This window comes from Kribbella polygonati, assembly GCF_050320105.1.
GTDB lineage: Bacteria > Actinomycetota > Actinomycetes > Propionibacteriales > Kribbellaceae > Kribbella.
Genome location: NZ_CP190129.1, coordinates 2,736,549 through 2,751,220, shown reverse-complemented (window position 1 = coordinate 2,751,220; position 14,672 = coordinate 2,736,549). Strand labels below are relative to the sequence as shown.

17 protein-coding genes are annotated in these 14,672 nt (G+C 71.3%); 9 read left to right on the top strand and 8 right to left on the bottom strand.

Features of this window, described 5'->3' with window-relative positions; genetic code table 11:
* Positions 1-26: 26 nt before the first annotated feature.
* Positions 27-716, top strand: a complete 690-nt coding sequence (locus ACQHIV_RS13190; protein WP_380195999.1) for a GntR family transcriptional regulator — start codon at positions 27-29, stop codon at positions 714-716.
* On the opposite strand, the gene ACQHIV_RS13185 is transcribed toward ACQHIV_RS13190, so the two are convergent.
* The 3 genes from ACQHIV_RS13185 to ACQHIV_RS13175 are packed head-to-tail and all read right to left on the bottom strand — an operon-like array spanning position 682 to position 2,398.
* Positions 682-1,407, bottom strand: a complete 726-nt coding sequence (locus ACQHIV_RS13185) for a PIG-L family deacetylase (protein ID WP_427894101.1) — start codon at positions 1,405-1,407, stop codon at positions 682-684. The genes ACQHIV_RS13190 and ACQHIV_RS13185 overlap by 35 nt on opposite strands.
* Positions 1,407-1,871, bottom strand: a complete 465-nt coding sequence (locus ACQHIV_RS13180) for a PPOX class F420-dependent oxidoreductase (RefSeq protein ID WP_427894099.1) — start codon at positions 1,869-1,871, stop codon at positions 1,407-1,409. The genes ACQHIV_RS13185 and ACQHIV_RS13180 overlap by 1 nt, the downstream gene beginning before the upstream one ends.
* Before the next feature lie 5 nt (positions 1,872-1,876).
* On the bottom strand, positions 1,877-2,398 hold the full coding sequence (locus tag ACQHIV_RS13175; RefSeq protein ID WP_427894097.1) for a hypothetical protein: 522 nt from the start codon (positions 2,396-2,398) through the stop codon (positions 1,877-1,879).
* Between the two features lie 283 nt (positions 2,399-2,681).
* On the opposite strand from ACQHIV_RS13175, the gene ACQHIV_RS13170 reads away from it, so the two are divergent.
* Together ACQHIV_RS13170 and ACQHIV_RS13165 are read left to right on the top strand one after the other, a co-directional pair.
* Complete coding sequence (locus ACQHIV_RS13170) at positions 2,682-3,458, top strand: hypothetical protein (RefSeq protein WP_427894095.1); 777 nt, start codon at positions 2,682-2,684, stop codon at positions 3,456-3,458.
* A 26-nt stretch (positions 3,459-3,484) separates the two neighbouring features.
* A complete protein-coding gene (locus ACQHIV_RS13165; protein ID WP_427894093.1) occupies positions 3,485-5,068 on the top strand; it encodes a DNA polymerase Y family protein in 1,584 nt (527 codons plus the stop codon).
* Here ACQHIV_RS13165 and ACQHIV_RS13160 read toward each other — a convergent pair.
* Entirely contained in the window at positions 5,055-5,672 is a 618-nt protein-coding gene (locus ACQHIV_RS13160) for a GNAT family N-acetyltransferase (RefSeq protein ID WP_427894091.1), read from the bottom strand. The two genes, ACQHIV_RS13165 and ACQHIV_RS13160, sit on opposite strands and share 14 nt — an antisense overlap.
* 57 nt (positions 5,673-5,729) lie before the next feature.
* Here ACQHIV_RS13160 and ACQHIV_RS13155 point away from each other — a divergent pair, with 57 nt between their 5' ends.
* Together ACQHIV_RS13155 and ACQHIV_RS13150 are read left to right on the top strand one after the other, a co-directional pair.
* Positions 5,730-6,155 (top strand): VOC family protein, encoded by a 426-nt coding sequence (locus ACQHIV_RS13155; protein WP_427894089.1) that lies wholly within the window; start codon positions 5,730-5,732, stop codon positions 6,153-6,155.
* Complete coding sequence (locus ACQHIV_RS13150; RefSeq protein WP_427894087.1) at positions 6,149-6,865, top strand: hypothetical protein; 717 nt, start codon at positions 6,149-6,151, stop codon at positions 6,863-6,865. The genes ACQHIV_RS13155 and ACQHIV_RS13150 overlap by 7 nt, the downstream gene beginning before the upstream one ends.
* 1 nt (position 6,866) lies before the next feature.
* Here ACQHIV_RS13150 and ACQHIV_RS13145 read toward each other — a convergent pair whose 3' ends face one another.
* The gene (locus ACQHIV_RS13145) at positions 6,867-8,165 is read right to left on the bottom strand and encodes a glycosyltransferase (protein ID WP_427894085.1); all 1,299 of its coding nucleotides are present in this window, start codon (positions 8,163-8,165) and stop codon (positions 6,867-6,869) included.
* Positions 8,162-10,369 (bottom strand): glycoside hydrolase domain-containing protein, encoded by a 2,208-nt coding sequence (locus ACQHIV_RS13140; protein ID WP_427894083.1) that lies wholly within the window; start codon positions 10,367-10,369, stop codon positions 8,162-8,164. The genes ACQHIV_RS13145 and ACQHIV_RS13140 overlap by 4 nt, the downstream gene beginning before the upstream one ends.
* Before the next feature lie 117 nt (positions 10,370-10,486).
* On the opposite strand from ACQHIV_RS13140, the gene ACQHIV_RS13135 reads away from it, so the two are divergent.
* Positions 10,487-11,248: a class I SAM-dependent methyltransferase gene (locus ACQHIV_RS13135; RefSeq protein ID WP_427894081.1), complete on the top strand. Its 762-nt coding sequence runs from the start codon at positions 10,487-10,489 to the stop codon at positions 11,246-11,248.
* On the opposite strand, the gene ACQHIV_RS13130 is transcribed toward ACQHIV_RS13135, so the two are convergent.
* Positions 11,226-12,419 (bottom strand): RNA polymerase sigma factor, encoded by a 1,194-nt coding sequence (locus tag ACQHIV_RS13130; protein WP_427894080.1) that lies wholly within the window; start codon positions 12,417-12,419, stop codon positions 11,226-11,228. The genes ACQHIV_RS13135 and ACQHIV_RS13130 overlap by 23 nt on opposite strands.
* Positions 12,419-12,787, bottom strand: a complete 369-nt coding sequence (locus ACQHIV_RS13125; protein WP_427894078.1) for a YciI family protein — start codon at positions 12,785-12,787, stop codon at positions 12,419-12,421. The genes ACQHIV_RS13130 and ACQHIV_RS13125 overlap by 1 nt, the downstream gene beginning before the upstream one ends.
* 38 nt (positions 12,788-12,825) lie before the next feature.
* On the opposite strand from ACQHIV_RS13125, the gene ACQHIV_RS13120 reads away from it, so the two are divergent.
* The 3 genes from ACQHIV_RS13120 to ACQHIV_RS13110 are packed head-to-tail and all read left to right on the top strand — an operon-like array spanning position 12,826 to position 14,671.
* Entirely contained in the window at positions 12,826-13,509 is a 684-nt protein-coding gene (locus ACQHIV_RS13120) for a CDP-alcohol phosphatidyltransferase family protein (protein WP_427894076.1), read from the top strand.
* Positions 13,506-14,342, top strand: coding sequence for a DUF881 domain-containing protein (locus ACQHIV_RS13115; protein ID WP_427894075.1), 837 nt, complete (start codon positions 13,506-13,508; stop codon positions 14,340-14,342). The genes ACQHIV_RS13120 and ACQHIV_RS13115 overlap by 4 nt, the downstream gene beginning before the upstream one ends.
* Positions 14,339-14,671 (top strand): small basic family protein, encoded by a 333-nt coding sequence (locus ACQHIV_RS13110; protein ID WP_132285273.1) that lies wholly within the window; start codon positions 14,339-14,341, stop codon positions 14,669-14,671. The genes ACQHIV_RS13115 and ACQHIV_RS13110 overlap by 4 nt, the downstream gene beginning before the upstream one ends.
* Position 14,672: the final 1 nt, after the last annotated feature.

The following is a 14,672-nucleotide window of genomic DNA, read 5'->3' as shown; positions in this document are numbered from 1 at the left end:
AATTGGAGAGAGGCAGCCCGCTACTGATGATCCGACGACTCGAGCTTACGCCTGGGGGGCCGACCGGCCGTCGTACGCTCGCCGAGGAAGCCGCCGCCGAGCTGCACGAGCTGATCCTGTCCGGCGAGCTGCCCAGCGGTACGGCGCTCCGGCTCGAGGAGCTCGCCAAGCGCCTGGACATGAGCCAGATGCCGATCCGCGAAGGGCTGCGGCGGATGGCGGCGCTCGGGCTGGTCGAGATCGTCCCGCACAAGGGCGCCTGGGTCCGCGAGCTGTCGATGGAGGACCTGCGCGACACCCACGAGACCCGGCTGGCGCTGGAGTCGCTGGCGGTCCGGGCGGCCGCCACCCGGTTCTCGGACGCGGACGCGGCGGCGGCCCGGAAGGCGCTGGCCGAGCACGTCCGGCTGTCGAAGCTCGGCGACAACATCGCCTCCCGGCAGGCGCACACCGAGTTCCACTTCTCGATCTACCGGGCCGGGGGATCGCGCTGGCTGCCGCGGGCGATCGAGCCGGTCTGGCAGAACAGCGAGCGCTACCGGTTCGGCTCCCGGCAGACCAAGGCCCGGATCGAGCAGACCCGGCGCGAGCACCAGGCCATCCTCGACGCCTGCCTGGCCCACGACGAGGAAGGTGCCGAAGCTGCGCTGCGGCAGCACCTCGAAGGAGCCATGCAGCGCATCACCGAGACGATGGAGCGTCGCTCGAAGCAGTGAGCTCCTCGAAGCGGTCCTGCTGCCAGCCGGTCGCATCGAACACCGCACGCAGCAGCAGGCCGTCACTGCTCGCACGGTGGGTCGTGATGAGCTCAGCGAGCGGCTTGCTGCCGAGGCCGTCGTAGTACGCGTCCAGTGCCTGCCGTCTGCGCTCCTCTGACGCACCTGTGATCTCTTGCAGCGGCAGGTCGCAGCCTTTGACGTGTCCTGAGCCGACCTGCTCACCTGGAGCGATCTGCTGGACCAGCCGCGCACCTGCCTGCACGTCCTGAGCTCTGAGCCGAGCCCCCAGCGCGCGGTACGGGACGCGTTGGACTGCTCGTGCGATGGCGATGTGGTCCGGGTGACCTGTCAGGCCGTCACTGCCCACGGTGAGGATGATCTCGGGCTGGAACTCCTTGGCCGCGGCCTCGACCGCTGCGGCCACCGCTTCCGGCTGCGCGGCCGCCAGCGTGCGTGATCCGTTGCGGCCGCCGTCGTCGATCCACTGATCCGGTCCGCCGAGCCAGTCCCAGTCCGCGATCCCCAACAGTTCGCAGGAGGTGTCCAGGTGGTCGGACGCTCCGTGCATACCGGCGGTGGCAACGCGCAGTACGACGTTCCAGCCCTGCTCGCTCAGGACCGCGGTGGCCGCGCCGGTGGCGAACACCTCGTCGTCGGGATGGGCGTGGACGACCAGGGCGGTCCGCATCAATCGGCCAGCCGGGCCGGGAAGCCGCCGGTGGCGATCGGGCTCCAGCGCCGCGGGGTGATCCGGATCAGGCACTTGCCCTGCTTCACCATCGCCTCGCGGTACTCGTCCCAGTCCGGGTGCTCGCCGGAGATCGCCCGGAAGTAGTCGACCAGCGGCTCGACCGCGTCCGGCAGCTCGATCACCTCGCCGGCGCCGTCCACCTGCACCCACGCGCCGTTCCACTCGTCCGACAGCACGACCACGCTCGCCTTGCCGTCCCGCTTGACGTTGCGGCTCTTCGCCCGCTCCGGGTACGACGAGATGACGATCCGGCCCTGCTCGTCCACCCCGCCCGACACCGGCGACGCCTGCACGGTCCCGTCCGCTCTCGTTGTCAACAGCAACATATGGTGCCGCGGCCGGACGAACTCCAGCAGCCCGTCCAGCTCGACCTTCGTGTTGGTGGCAATAGTCCTAGGCATGCCTCTTACCCTAAGTCCGCCGGGGTGATGAGGCATTCCAGTTCGTCGTCGGTGAGCTGGTTGACGAGGTGCTTGGCGTGCTGGGCCTGGGCGGTGGTGGGAAGGTGCCCGGCGAGCAGGTCGGGGAGGAGCAGCTCGTACCCGGCGCGGGCGCGCGGGGTGTAGCGGTGGCGGGTACGGGCGACGGCCGAGGACACCCGGATCGCGTGCTCGTTCCCGGGCGGTACGGCGGGGCGGTCGGTCTCCCGCGCCGCGAACCGGAACCCGTTCGCCAGGTCACAGCTCCGGCATCCGAGCTGACCCGCGCCGAGCTGGGCACCACACTCCGGACAGATCAGCTGCTTCAGCGCCCCGTCGACGACCCGCCAGTCGAACTCGGACGCGTCCTGCAACACGACCTCGGCCAGCTCACGGGCGTCCTCCTGGCTCACTCCGGAGGCGGTACGGAAACTGTCCCAGGCGGCGTCGATACTGTCTTCCACCTGCTGTAAGGCTTTGGTGAACCGAGGGTGATCGACGCGTCGCATGCCCCGGACTCTAGCCAGCCGCGGGCCTGTGGACGACCGGATTGACTTGTTCGAACAGGTGTTCGAACATGGGGGTATGACGGGGAACGCGGCACCGGAGAGTCGAGTCACACCACTCGACCAGGCCCGCGCGCTCCTGGCCAAAGCCAAAGCCCAGAAAGCCACGACCGGCCCCGCAAGTCGCACCTCCGCGCCCACCTCCGCCTCCGTGCCGACCGCCGGTCGTGACGCCTGGCCTGGTCTGCCTGACCATCCGCCCACCGGACCGGTGCGGTTGGCGAGTGTGGCGAGCTTCGACCCGGATCTCGTCCACCAGCCTGACCCGGGGGCGGGAGAGCGGCTTGCCGCGGTCGACGGGGGACGGCTCTCCTCGGTCGCCCGGCCGCCGCGGGCATCGGATGTTGCGCGGGTGCAGCAGGCGTTGGATACGGCGGGGGTGGGGCGGGAGCTGCCTACGCATCCGGCGGTGCGGGAGCTGCTGGCGGGGGCTGGGTTGCGTGGAGGGTCGGCGTACTCGGTGCGGGGGAGTGCGGCGTTGGTGATGGCGTTGATGGCGGGGCCGTCCGCGGACGGGGCCTGGTGTGGGGTTGTCGGGGTGCCGTCGTTCGGGGCGGAGGCGGCGCGTGGGCTGGGGGTGGATCTGGAGCGGCTGGTGCTGGTTCCGGATCCGGGACGTGAGTGGCTCAGCGTGGTCGCGGCGCTGGTGGACGCGCTGACCGTGGTGGTGGTGCGGCCGCCGGGCGAGGTGACGCCGGGGGAGGCGTCCCGGCTGGCGGCGCGGCTCCGCACCCGCGGCGCGATGCTGATCGCGTACGGTTCCTGGCCCGGCAGCGAGGCCCGCTTCGAGATCGAGAGCAGCACCTGGACCGGCCTCGGCGAAGGCGAAGGCCTGCTCACCGCCCGCCAGGCAACGGTCGCCGTGACCGGCCGCCGCGCCGCCGTGCACGCCCGCAAACACACCCTCTGGCTGCCGGCAACCGATGGCGAGATCCGCTCCGTGGAACCGGCTGCGGAGAGCCCCGCCGACGGGTGGACCGAGCAGATCGAGGCGGTGGGGTGATGAGTGGGCGGGGGCTGACTCGGTCGATGGTGATCTGGGTGCCCGACTGGCCGGTGGCGGCTGCTGCTGGGGTGAGTGGGCGGGGGGTGGGGGAGCCGATCGCGGTGCTGGAGAAGGGGAAGGTGCTGGCCACGTCGGCGGCCGCGCGGGCCGAGGGAGTGCGCCGGGGGCAGCGGGCGCGGGACGCGCAGTCGCGGTGTCCGGAGTTGGTGGTGCTGAAGTACGACCCGGTGCTCGACGCCCGGGCGTTCGACCCGGTGATCTCCTGCCTGGAGGCGATCACCCCGGGCGTTCAGGTGATCCGCCCGGGGATGTGTGCGCTGAAGGCACGCGGCCCGGCGCGGTTCTACGGCAGTGAGGAGGCGGCCGCGGAGAAGCTCCTCGACCGGCTGGAGACGTACGACGTACCGGGCAGCCGGATCGGGATCGCCGACGGGCCGTTCGCCGCGGAGCAGGCGGCCCGGGCGAGTTCCGCGCGGACCCGGGTGCACGTGGTGCCGCCGGGTGGTTCGCGGGAGTTCCTCGCGCCGCTGTCGGTGGACCTGCTCGAGCAGCCGGCGCTCACCGATCTGCTGCGCCGGCTGGGGCTGCGGTCGCTGGGCGCGTTCGCGGAGCTGTCCGGCACCGAGGTGCTGACCCGCTTCGGCCCGGACGGCGGGTTCGCGCACCGGCTGGCGAGCGGCGCCGACGACCGCCCGGTGACCGGCCGGGAGATCCCGCCGGAGCTCACCCGGACGCTCGACTTCGAGCCGGCCGTGGACCGGGTCGACCAGGTCGCGTTCGCGGTCCGGTCGATCGCCGACGAGCTGGTCGTCCGGCTGACCGGGCTCGGCCTGGTGTGTACGACGCTGCGGGTCGAGGTCGGTACCGAGTCCGGCCGGGTCCACGAGCGGGAGTGGCTGCATCCGCGCTGGTTCACCGCGGCGGACGTGGTGGACCGGGTGCGCTGGCAACTGCAGGGCAGCGGTACCGCGACCAGCGAGCTGACCTCACCCGTGGTCCGGGTGCGGCTGATCCCGGGCCAGGTGGATCCGGTCGGCGCGCATGCCGACGGGCTGTGGGGCGGCGGGCCGGACGAGCGGATCCACCGGGCGCTGTCGCGGGTGCAGAGCATGCTCGGGCACGGCGCGGTGGTGTCGGTGGCGATCGGCGGCGGGCGCGGGTTCGCCGAGCGGCAGACGCTGGTGCCGTGGGGCGACCCGCCGGTGCCGGCCAGGCCGCCGGACCAGCCGTGGCCGGGGTCGATCACCGGCCCGGACCCGCGGCGCTGGCCGGTGCTGGCCCCGACCACGATCTTCCCGGAGCCGATCCCCGCGAAGGTGTTCGCCGCCAACGGTGCCGTGGTCTCGGTCACCGCCCGCGGCGAGCTCTCCGGCGCCCCGGTCGCGTTCACCCTGCGCCCGTCCGGCGGCACCGGCGTTCAAGTTGCCGACAGCAACAAGATCCACCCGATCAGCTCGTGGGCCGGCCCCTGGCTGTCCACCGACCGCTGGTGGGACCCGGCCACCGAGTCCCGGCAGGCCCGCTTCCAGTTCCAGACCGCCGACACCCGCGCCTGGCTCTTCACCCTCACCCAGAACACCTGGCGCGCCCAGGCTACGTACGACTGAAGTCGATGCGCATGACCGTGCGACGCAGCGTCGGGTGGGTGACCTGATGAAAGCCGGCTTCCTCGAACGCCTGGTGCGGCCCGACGTGCAGCTCGCCCCAGGTGATGGTCTTCCCGGCCTGGGTGAGCATCGGATAGGCCTCCAGCGCGCGGGCGCCGCGGCTGCGCGCGTGGTCGATCGTGGCGCGCGCGAGGTGGTACGTGAGGCCCCGTCCGCGGAAGCCCTTCCGGACCACCAGGCAGGTGACCGACCAGACGCGGTCGTCGTCCTTGTCCTCGTTCCGGTCCGTCCACGGCACCCGGGAGGTGCGCAGCTTCGGGTACGCCGTGCGTGGTTCGACCGCGGCCCACCCGGCCGGTTCGCCGTCGACGTACGCGATCAGGCCGGCCGTCGACGGGGCGTCGGGGGTGCCGCACGCGGTCTGGTCCTGCAGGCGGGTCATCCGCTCGTCGAGCGTGGAGTCCCGCCAGATCCAGCCGCGGATCTTGAACCGCTGGCATTGGCACTGTCCCGCGTCCGCCGTACCGAAGACTGCCTGCAGGTCCTCCCACGGAGCCTCGTTGGCCGGTACGACGCGTACTTGTGTCTGCTCGATCGCCTGCATGATCAGCACGGTAAACCCAGTACCGGACGACCACCGTCCGGAACTAGGTTGATCCGTATGCATCGCAGCCGCGTCTCCACCTTTCTCATCGACACCCACAAGGACGACGTGGCCGCGGCCACCGCGTTCTGGTCGAAGGCCCTCGGCGTCCGGACGTCGTCGCCGGACGGCGAGCCCCAGTTCGTCTCGCTGCACAACGCCGTCCCGGGCTACGTGACGGCGATCCAGTCCGTCGACGACGAGGCCCGGTACCACCTGGACATCGAGACCGACGACGTACCGGCCGAGGTCGCCCGGCTGACCGGTCTCGGCGCGGTGGAGGTCGCAGAGTGGCAGGGCTGCCACACCCTCCGCGCCCCAGGCGGCCATCTGCTCTGCGTGATCCCGGTGCACAGCGACCCGCAGGAGTTCGAGCAGCAGGCAAAGGTCTGGGAGAGGGCGGGAACTGGGACGAGTACGTCGAGCAGTACCCGGAGGTGCTGAACGACCTGACGAGATCCGGGCGGACTCTGCGGCCGGCCCAACGGGAGAAGGCGTTCGCGGCGTACGAGCGGTACGCCGAACGCATCTCCGCCAACGCGCCGCACGGCACCCGCTGGATCGAGCAGGCGGCCGCTCGCGTCGTACCACTTCTCGACGCCGCCCACGTCGACATCAACGGTGTCGCGATGGTCGGCCTCGCCACCTCCAACGGCTGGGTCGCCGAGGGCACGCTGTACCTGGCGGTCGAGCTGATCCCCGACGAACGCGCAGCCGAGATCCTGGCCGCCCACGAGATCGCCCATGCGCTGCAGGCACCGCTGCCCGCGCACCCATGGCCCGACGAGGGGCCGCTCGGGCAGGACATCTACAGCGAGGGTTTCGCCACCGCGCTGACGGCTGAACTCTTCCCGCAGTACTCGATCGCCGAGCACCTCTGGTTCGGTCCCGGGTACGACGACTGGCTCGCGGACTGCCGGCGACACGACGCCGCCGCGCGTGCCGAGATCCTCGCGAACCTCGACTCCGACGAGGACGAGGTGATCCGCCGCTTCCTCACGCTGAGCGGCGAGTCCGAGTTCCCGCAGCGCATCGGCTACTACGTGGGCATGCGGTTCATCCAGCATCTGCGTCAGCAGCACGAGTGGCCCGACCTGGCCCGGTGGACGACGGGCCAGGCCCTGCAGGAGCTCCGCGCCTGGCTGAAGGCCTAGCTCAGACGACCGGAACGGCCGGGGGTTCGGTGCGGGTGAACAGGCGGTCGAAGACTGCGGTCCGGTCGAAATACAGAGCGTGCGCCCGCGCGCGGCGCGCAGCGGTCGCCCGCTGTTCGTAGGTCCAGTCGCAGACGACCTCGTCGAGCACGGTCCGTAGCGTGGCCGGGTCGCGTTGGGGTACCAGCAGGGCGGTGTCGCCGACCGCTTCGGGGACGCCGCCGGTCGCGCAGGTGATGATCGGCCCGCCGCCGGCGAGTGCCTTCTCGACCAGCGCGATCCCGAACGTCTCGACGAACTCCGGCTGCTCACGGGTCGGCAGGACGAACGCCGCACTCCCGGCCATCAGGGCCGGCTTCTCCGTGTCGTCCACGTCGGTCAGCACCCGCACCCGTTCGCCGAGGCCCGTGGCGGCGACCCGCGCCACCACCGCGTCCTCGTGCGGACCGCGCCCGGCCAGCACCAGCTCCACCCGCTCGGCCGACCGTGAGCCGGCGTAGGCGTCGATCAGGTCGTCGATGCCCTTCGCCGACGCGATCCGGGAGAGGAACAGCACGTACCTGTCCCGCGAAAGCCCCCGCCGGGCCAGGGTTTCGGCGATCCGGTCGTCGGTCAGCGACAGGTACGGCCAGGAGTCCACGGCCGGATAGGAGATCGCGATCCGCTCCCGGCACTGCCGCGCGAACGTCGTACCGTGCAGGTCGTCGAGGGCCGCCGCCGACGCCACGATCAGGTCCTTCGTGTACTCCGACACCGCCACGCAGTGGTCGGCCGCCAGGTAGACCGACAGGATGTGCGCCGCCGCCCCGAACCGGCCGCCGGCCACGCACTCGCGCACCACGTTGGTGATGTCGGACCCCACCGCCTCGGCCACCGTGGTCACCCGGGCGGGACCGATCCGGCGCGCCACCTGGACGGCCTCGTGGACGGCGATCGCGTGCGGGCTCAGGTACAGCGACATCGCGACCGTCGGCACCCCGTCGCTGAACAGCTCGACCAGCCGCCCGATCAGCCCGGACAGATACCGTCCGTCCGGAACCCGGTAGTCGCCGACGGGACCGGGCCGTTCGACGGTGATGCCGGGGCTGTACGGCAGGACGCGATCGAGCGGTTTCAGCGGCAGCCCGGCCGCCTCCACCGCATCGAGCGGCCAGGTGACGATCCGTACGTCGTCGAACCCGCGGGTGAGCGCCACCTCCGCGAGGCACCGCGCCTCACCGGAGTGCCCGCAGATCACCGGATCGGCACGGACCACGATCACCAGGCGCCGGGCCGGCCGGGACGGGACGAGCGTGTTCATGCGGCACCCCCAGTGGGATCAGATGTGGACGGCGGCCGGATCCGGGTTCCCCAGCCGGACGGCCGCGGGCCGAGTTCGAGGTGCAGGTTGCGTACGCGCCGCAGTTCCCGGCCGGAGATCCACGGGCGTTCGAGGGTCTTGCCGTCCACCGCGACCGACTGGACGTACGAGACCGGTCCGCCGGTCTCGACCGGTTCGAAGCCGGTCGTGGTGATCGACAGGTCGCCCGACGGCAGCCGGGTCGTGGACTCGGCCACGGCAGGCGCGTTCAGCAGGAAGAGGTTCTGGCCGGCCACCGGGAACAGGCCGAGCGTCGCCCATACATACCAGGCGGACAGCCCGCCGGAGTCGTCGTTCCCCGGCAGCCCGCCACGGCCGGTGCCGAACTGGTTGGCGACCGCGGCCTGCACCACCTCGGCGGTGCGGTCCGGCCGGCCGGCGTAGTGGTACGACCACGGCGCCTCGTAGTCCGGCTCGTTGTTCAGCCCCTCGAACCGGCACAGGCCGTACCCGGCATCCATTTCGGTGACGCTGGGCGCCACGCCCGGCTGGGTGACCGGCGCGGCGTGGTACCCGAAGAACCGGTCGAGCAGGCCGACGAACGCCTCGTCGCCGCCGGCCAGCGCGATCCGGGCGCGCATGTCGTGCAGCAGCCGGAACGAGTAGTTCCACCGGCCGCCCTCGTAGAAGGTCGAGTCGCGCAGCAGACCGGTGGCCGGGTCGTACGCCGCCCGCCAGCCGTGGGCGAGGTCGCGCAGCTGCTTGGCGAGCGGCCGGTCGCGCACCTTGCGGGCGATCTCGGCGGTGCAGTGGTACGCGTACGCCAGGTCGAGGGTGTGGCTGATCGGGTGCGCCACCCCGTGCACCAGGTAGTCCTCGCCGTACGTGCGGCGCAGGTCCGCCTCCAGGTGCACCATGGCCCAGTCCCAGTCGATCCCGGGCAGGTCCAGTTGGCACAGATCGGCGAGGAAGGTGTGCGCGAGCGCGCTGCCCTGCCGGGAGAACCGGTCGGCGCCCTTGGCCATCCGGTAGCCGATCGGCAGGTTGCCCTCCTGTTCGCAGATCGACAGCAGCGCCCCGGCCAGCGCGACCGAACGCTCCGGGAACAGCGTGGTCATCAGCGGCAGCTGCGTGCGGTAGATGTCCCACATGGTGCAGATGTCGAACGCGTACGGGCCTTCGGTCGTCCACGACGGGCTCTCGTCCGGGGCGAAGCACGGCTTGATCAGCGAGTGGTAGAGCGCCGTACCGAAGACCGTTGCCTGGTCGTCGGACCCGGCGTCGATCTCGACCTTGCCGAGGTGGTCGCGCCAGCTGCTTGCCGTCCGCGCACGCCGGTCGGTGAAGGCGGCCACGTCCCGGTGCAGGTTGTCGCGGGCCGTCGTACAGCCGCGGAGTGAGAACCCGAGCCGTACTTCGACGGTCTGCTCGGCGCGCGAAGGACCCATGAAGATCAGTCCGAACGGCCGGAGGGTGGTCGGCCGGATGTAGTCGAAGTCGAGGCGGGTGCCGCCGGGCATCAGGCGCCGGTCGTACCACAGCAACTGCCGCCAGCCCGGGGCGTCGACCTCCAGGTGGACGGCCAGCGGTACGCCCTCGACGTGGATCTCGCCCTGGGCCACCCCTGGCTCCAGCAGTGTCAGGTGTGCCTTCAGTGGCACGGTCCGGCTGTGCGGGATGGCCAGGCCGCCGGTCGAGGCGTCGACGACGATGCGGGCCGTGTCGTTGGCCGGGAAGGTGTACCGGTGGACGGCCGACTTGGGACCGACCGTCAGCTCGCAGCGCACTCCCGAGCTCAGCGTCGCCGCGTAGTAGCCGGGCTCGGCCACCTCGTCCAGCAGGTCCCACGTGGTGCCCAGGTCGTCGAGCGGGCCGAGCATCGGCGTGACGCGGAAGTAGTTGTAGTACTTGCGGATCGCGCCCGTACCGGACTGCTGGAAGTGGGTGAATCCGGACGCGACCGGGCGGTCGTACAACAGGTCCGGAACGCCCTCGGTGTTGAAGTCGTACAGGCCGTAGCCGGTCGGGTAGGCACCGGAGTACGGGCACGCCGAGACCATGCCGAAGGGGTGGACGGCGCCCGGGTGGGTGTTGCCGACCTGCGGCTTGGGCCACCACCAGGTCGCGGCCAGGCCCTGCGGCGCGGGCAGGTCGGTGGCGCCGGTCCCGATGAAGGGGTCGACGCGCTCGTACAGAGGGCTCACCGCCTCAAAGTAGGAACCGGATGTTTCCGCCGCGTGGACCGGAGGAGACGTGCGGATTACGTCGGCCGACAGCAGAAACCGGGACCGTACGGTGCGACCCGGCCTAGGCTCCACGACATGACCGAACTCGCGGCGACGTTCAAACAGCAGGCGGTGGCGGAGGCCTACCAGCATCGGCCGCCGTACCCGGACGAGGTGTTCGACCGGCTCGTCGACCTGATCACCGACGCCCCGCGCCGGGTGCTCGACATCGGCGCCGGCGACGGCGCGATCGCCCGCCCGCTGGCGCCGCGGGTCGAGCAGGTCGACGCGATCGACTTTTCACAGCCGATGGTCGACGCCGGCCGGCAGCGCCCCGGCGGCGACCACCCGAACCTCCGCTGGCAGGTGAACCCGATCGAGGCCGCCGACCTCGACGGCCCGTACGCCCTGGTGACCGCCGGCGCCAGCATCCACTGGATGCCGTGGGCGGAGACGTTCGCCCGGATCCTCCCGCACCTGACCCCGAACGCCCAGCTCGTCGTGATCGAGCACGGCCCCGTCGACGAGCCGTGGATGGCCGACGTGGTCCCGGTGATCGTGCGGCATTCGCGCAAGAAGGACCACGACCCGAAGTTCAACGTCGTCGACGCGATCGTCGAACGCGGCCTCCTCGAGCTCACCGGTACGGCGCGGACGAAGCGCGTCGGCTACCGGCAGACGGTCGACGACTACATCGAGCGGCTGCACTCGACGTCCAGCCTGGCGCGCGACCTGATGCCCGTCGACGAGGCCGCCGCGTTCGACGCGGGCGTCGCGGAAGCGCTCCGCCCCTACGCGCAGGACGGCGTACTGGAGCTGACGATCGAGGCCGAGCTCAGTTGGGGGCGCCCAAGGTAGCCGCGCGACCCAGCAGATACACCTGCTCGGGAGTGCTCTGCGTGAGTCGTGCGGCCAGCTCGTACGCCTCCCGCGCGGCCGCTGCATCGCCCGCCAGTTCGAGCAGGTGCGCGCGTACGGCGGCCAGCCGGTGGTGGTCGCGCAGCGCCGGATCCACGTCGTCGAGCAGCGCCAGCCCGGCGCCCGGCCCGTGCACCATCGCGACCGCGACGATCCGGTTCAGCGTCACCATCGGCCCGGGTGCCGTCGACTCGAGGAGTTCGTACAGCATCAGGATCTCCCGCCAGTCGGTCGCACCGGCGTCGGCGGCCGCGTCGTGCACGGCCGCGATCGCCGCCTGCAGCTGGTACGGCCCGACCGGCGCCGAGCGCAGCGTCGACTCGATCAGTTCGGTGCCCTCGGCAACCGACGCCGCGTCCCACAGCGACCGGTCCTGCTCCGGCAGTGGCACCAACGCACCGGCGGCCGTGGTCCGGGCAGGCCGCCGCGCATCCGTCAGCAGCATCAACGCCAGCAGCCCCGCCACCTCGCCCTCGGCCGGCAGCAAGGCCAGCAGCTGACGGGTCAGCCGGATCGCCTCCGCGGACAGCTCGACCCGGTGCAGCGACGTACCGGACGACGCCGTGTAGCCCTCGTTGAAGATCAGGTACAGCACATGCAGTACGGCGGCCAGCCGCTCGGGCTGCTCCGCCGCGGGCGGCAGCGCGAACCGGGCGCCGTGCAGCTTCGCCTTCGCCCGGCTGATCCGCTGCCCGATCGTTGCCTCCGGCACCAGAAACGCGCGGGCGATCTCGCCGGTCGTCAGCCCGCCGACCGCGCGCAGCGTGAGCGCCACCTGCGACTGCGGCGTCAGCGCCGGATGGCAGCACAGCATCAGCAACGTCAACGAGTCGTCCGCCGCCGACGCCGGCTCCGGGGGAGTCCACGACGCCACGGTCTCCTCGCGCCGTACCCGCGCCGCCTCGCTCCGCAGTACCTCGATCCGCCGCCGCGACGCGACCGTGATCAGCCAGCTCCGCGGATTCTCCGGTACGCCGTCGGCCGGCCACTGCAGCGACGCCGCGAGCAGCGCCTCCTGTACGGCGTCCTCGCACGCGTCGAAGTCGCCGTACCGCCGGACCAGGGCGCCCAGTACCTGCGGGGCCTGTTCCCGGAGCAGCTCCTCGAGCATCAGCTGTACGCGCCGAGGTCCCGCACCGGGCGGACCTCGACGACGCTGAACGGCGCCTCCGGGATCCGCGCGACGATCTCCACCGCGCGGTCCATCGACTCGCAGTCCAGCAGGTAGAAGCCGGCCAGCTGTTCCTTCACCTCGGCGAACGGGCCGTCGGTGGTCAGCGGCCTGCCGTCGCGGACCAGCACCTGCTTGGTCAGGGCCGGGTCGTCGAGCGATTCGGACGCGACGAGCTCCTGGTGTTGGGCCAGCTCCGCGTGCAGAGCGGCGTACCCGGCCATGCCTTCCTTCTTCTGCTCGTCCGTCAACGAGTCCCAGACCGCGCGGGACTCCGGGTTGCCGTAGATCAGCACCAGGAACTTCATCTGCCCAGCCTAAGCATCTCGATTGGGAAAAGCCGGGCATGCCCCGGCATGGCCGGGCGCAAACCTGTCGAAGCACCCCAGTAGAGTTACGACGGGTATCCAGGGTGGAGAGAGGGAGGGGTCGCGTGCCGGACTTGGAAGTGTCCGACCGGGTGTGGACGATCCCGAACGCGCTCAGCTTCCTGCGGTTGCTGGGGGTGCCGCTCTTCCTGTGGCTGATTCTCGGGCCGAAGGCGGACGGCTGGGCGCTGCTGGTGCTCGCGGTGTCCGGCTTCACCGACTGGGCCGACGGCCAGATCGCCCGCCGGATGAACCAGACCAGCCGGCTCGGGCAGATGCTCGACCCGGTCGCGGACCGGCTGTACATCTTCGCCACCGTGATCGGCCTGGCGCTGCGCGACATCATCCCGTGGTGGCTGGCGATCGCGCTGCCGCTGCGGGACGTGCTGCTCACCCTGACCCTGCCCGCGCTGCACCGCCGCGGCTTCAACGCGCTGCCGGTGCACTTCCTCGGCAAGTCCGCGACGTTCTGCCTGCTGTACGCGTTCCCGCTGCTCCTGCTCGGCGACGGCGACTCCACGCTGAACCTGCTGGCCCGGGTGATCGGCTGGGCGTTCGCGATCTGGGGGACCGGTCTGTACTACTGGGCCGGCGCGCTGTACTTCGCCCAGTTGCGGCACCTGGTCCAGACGGTCAAACCGATCAAGGACTCGGCCGGGTGACCCAGCAAGCCCCTCAGCAGACGCCTCCTCGGCGCGTCGACGCGTCGATGTCGCTGCTGAACAACCTGATGGCGCACCCGATCGACGAGGGGTACGCCGTCGCCGCCAGGACCCGGTCGAAACAGGACCCGGCCCGGTCCCGGCACCGCGTGCTGCTGGTGGTGGCCGCCGCGGTCCTCGGCTTCCTGCTCGCGATCGCCGCCGCGCAGAACTACCGCGGCGCGCCCGAGGCGGAGAAGCAGCGCAAGGAACTGATCGACCGGATCAACCAGGCCGGCAACCGGCTGACCGACCTGCGCAACCACCAGTCCCAGCTCGCCGACGAGGTCCGCGGCCTGCAGGCCAGCGGCCTGAGCAACGACAGTACGGGCGCGGCGCTGCAGCAGAAGCTCGACGACCTCGAGCTGCAGACCGGCGCGATCGCGGTCACCGGGCCCGGGATCAAGGCCGTCATCGACGACGCGAAGAACGCCGACGCCAAGGAGGGCCGGCTGCTCGACGTCGACCTGCAGCAGCTGGTCAACGGGCTGTGGACGGCCGGCGCGGAGGCGATCGCGGTGAACGGCCACCGGCTCACCGCGCTGACCGCGATCCGCGGTGCGGGCAGCGCGATCACGGTTGACTACAGTTCGCTGACCCCGCCGTACACGGTGCTCGCGATCGGCGACACCGCGACGATGCCGGCCCGGTTCGCGCAGAGTTCCGGAGGGCAGTGGGTGCAGTACCTGGTCAGCAACTTCGGTGTCCGCAGCACGATCACGACGGAGGATTCCTTGCTGGTGCCGGCCGATGCGACGATCGCGTTGCGCTATGCGAAGGTGAGGCCGAGATGATCGCCGTACTCGGTCTCGTGATCGGGGTCGTGGTCGGCCTGCTGGTCGCCCCCGACGTCCCGGAGTGGGCGCAGCCGTACCTGCCGATCGCGGTGGTCGCGGCGCTGGACGCGGTGTTCGGCGCGCTCCGGGCGTTCCTGGACGGGATCTTCGACGACAAGGTGTTCGTCGTCTCGTTCGTGTCCAACGTGCTGATCGCGGCGCTGATCGTCTACCTGGGCGACCAGCTCGGCGTCGGCTCGCAGCTGTCGACCGGCGTGGTCGTCGTGCTCGGCATCCGGATCTTCACCAACATGGCCGCGATCCGCCGGCACATCTTCCGGGCCTGAC

What these genes read in the sequence shown, in the direction of transcription:
- ACQHIV_RS13190 (WP_380195999.1), top strand. Translation starts at nt 27, where the DNA reads ATGATCCGACGACTCGAGCTTACGCCTGGGGGGCCGACCGGCCGTCGT.
- ACQHIV_RS13185 (WP_427894101.1), bottom strand. Translation starts at nt 1,407, where the DNA reads ATGCGGACCGCCCTGGTCGTCCACGCCCATCCCGACGACGAGGTGTTC.
- ACQHIV_RS13180 (WP_427894099.1), bottom strand. Translation starts at nt 1,871, where the DNA reads ATGCCTAGGACTATTGCCACCAACACGAAGGTCGAGCTGGACGGGCTG.
- ACQHIV_RS13175 (WP_427894097.1), bottom strand. Translation starts at nt 2,398, where the DNA reads ATGCGACGCGTCGATCACCCTCGGTTCACCAAAGCCTTACAGCAGGTG.
- ACQHIV_RS13165 (WP_427894093.1), top strand. Translation starts at nt 3,485, where the DNA reads ATGGTGATCTGGGTGCCCGACTGGCCGGTGGCGGCTGCTGCTGGGGTG.
- ACQHIV_RS13160 (WP_427894091.1), bottom strand. Translation starts at nt 5,672, where the DNA reads ATGCAGGCGATCGAGCAGACACAAGTACGCGTCGTACCGGCCAACGAG.
- ACQHIV_RS13155 (WP_427894089.1), top strand. Translation starts at nt 5,730, where the DNA reads ATGCATCGCAGCCGCGTCTCCACCTTTCTCATCGACACCCACAAGGAC.
- ACQHIV_RS13145 (WP_427894085.1), bottom strand. Translation starts at nt 8,165, where the DNA reads ATGAACACGCTCGTCCCGTCCCGGCCGGCCCGGCGCCTGGTGATCGTG.
- ACQHIV_RS13135 (WP_427894081.1), top strand. Translation starts at nt 10,487, where the DNA reads ATGACCGAACTCGCGGCGACGTTCAAACAGCAGGCGGTGGCGGAGGCC.
- ACQHIV_RS13130 (WP_427894080.1), bottom strand. Translation starts at nt 12,419, where the DNA reads ATGCTCGAGGAGCTGCTCCGGGAACAGGCCCCGCAGGTACTGGGCGCC.
- ACQHIV_RS13125 (WP_427894078.1), bottom strand. Translation starts at nt 12,787, where the DNA reads ATGAAGTTCCTGGTGCTGATCTACGGCAACCCGGAGTCCCGCGCGGTC.
- ACQHIV_RS13120 (WP_427894076.1), top strand. Translation starts at nt 12,826, where the DNA reads ATGCCCCGGCATGGCCGGGCGCAAACCTGTCGAAGCACCCCAGTAGAG.
- ACQHIV_RS13110 (WP_132285273.1), top strand. Translation starts at nt 14,339, where the DNA reads ATGATCGCCGTACTCGGTCTCGTGATCGGGGTCGTGGTCGGCCTGCTG.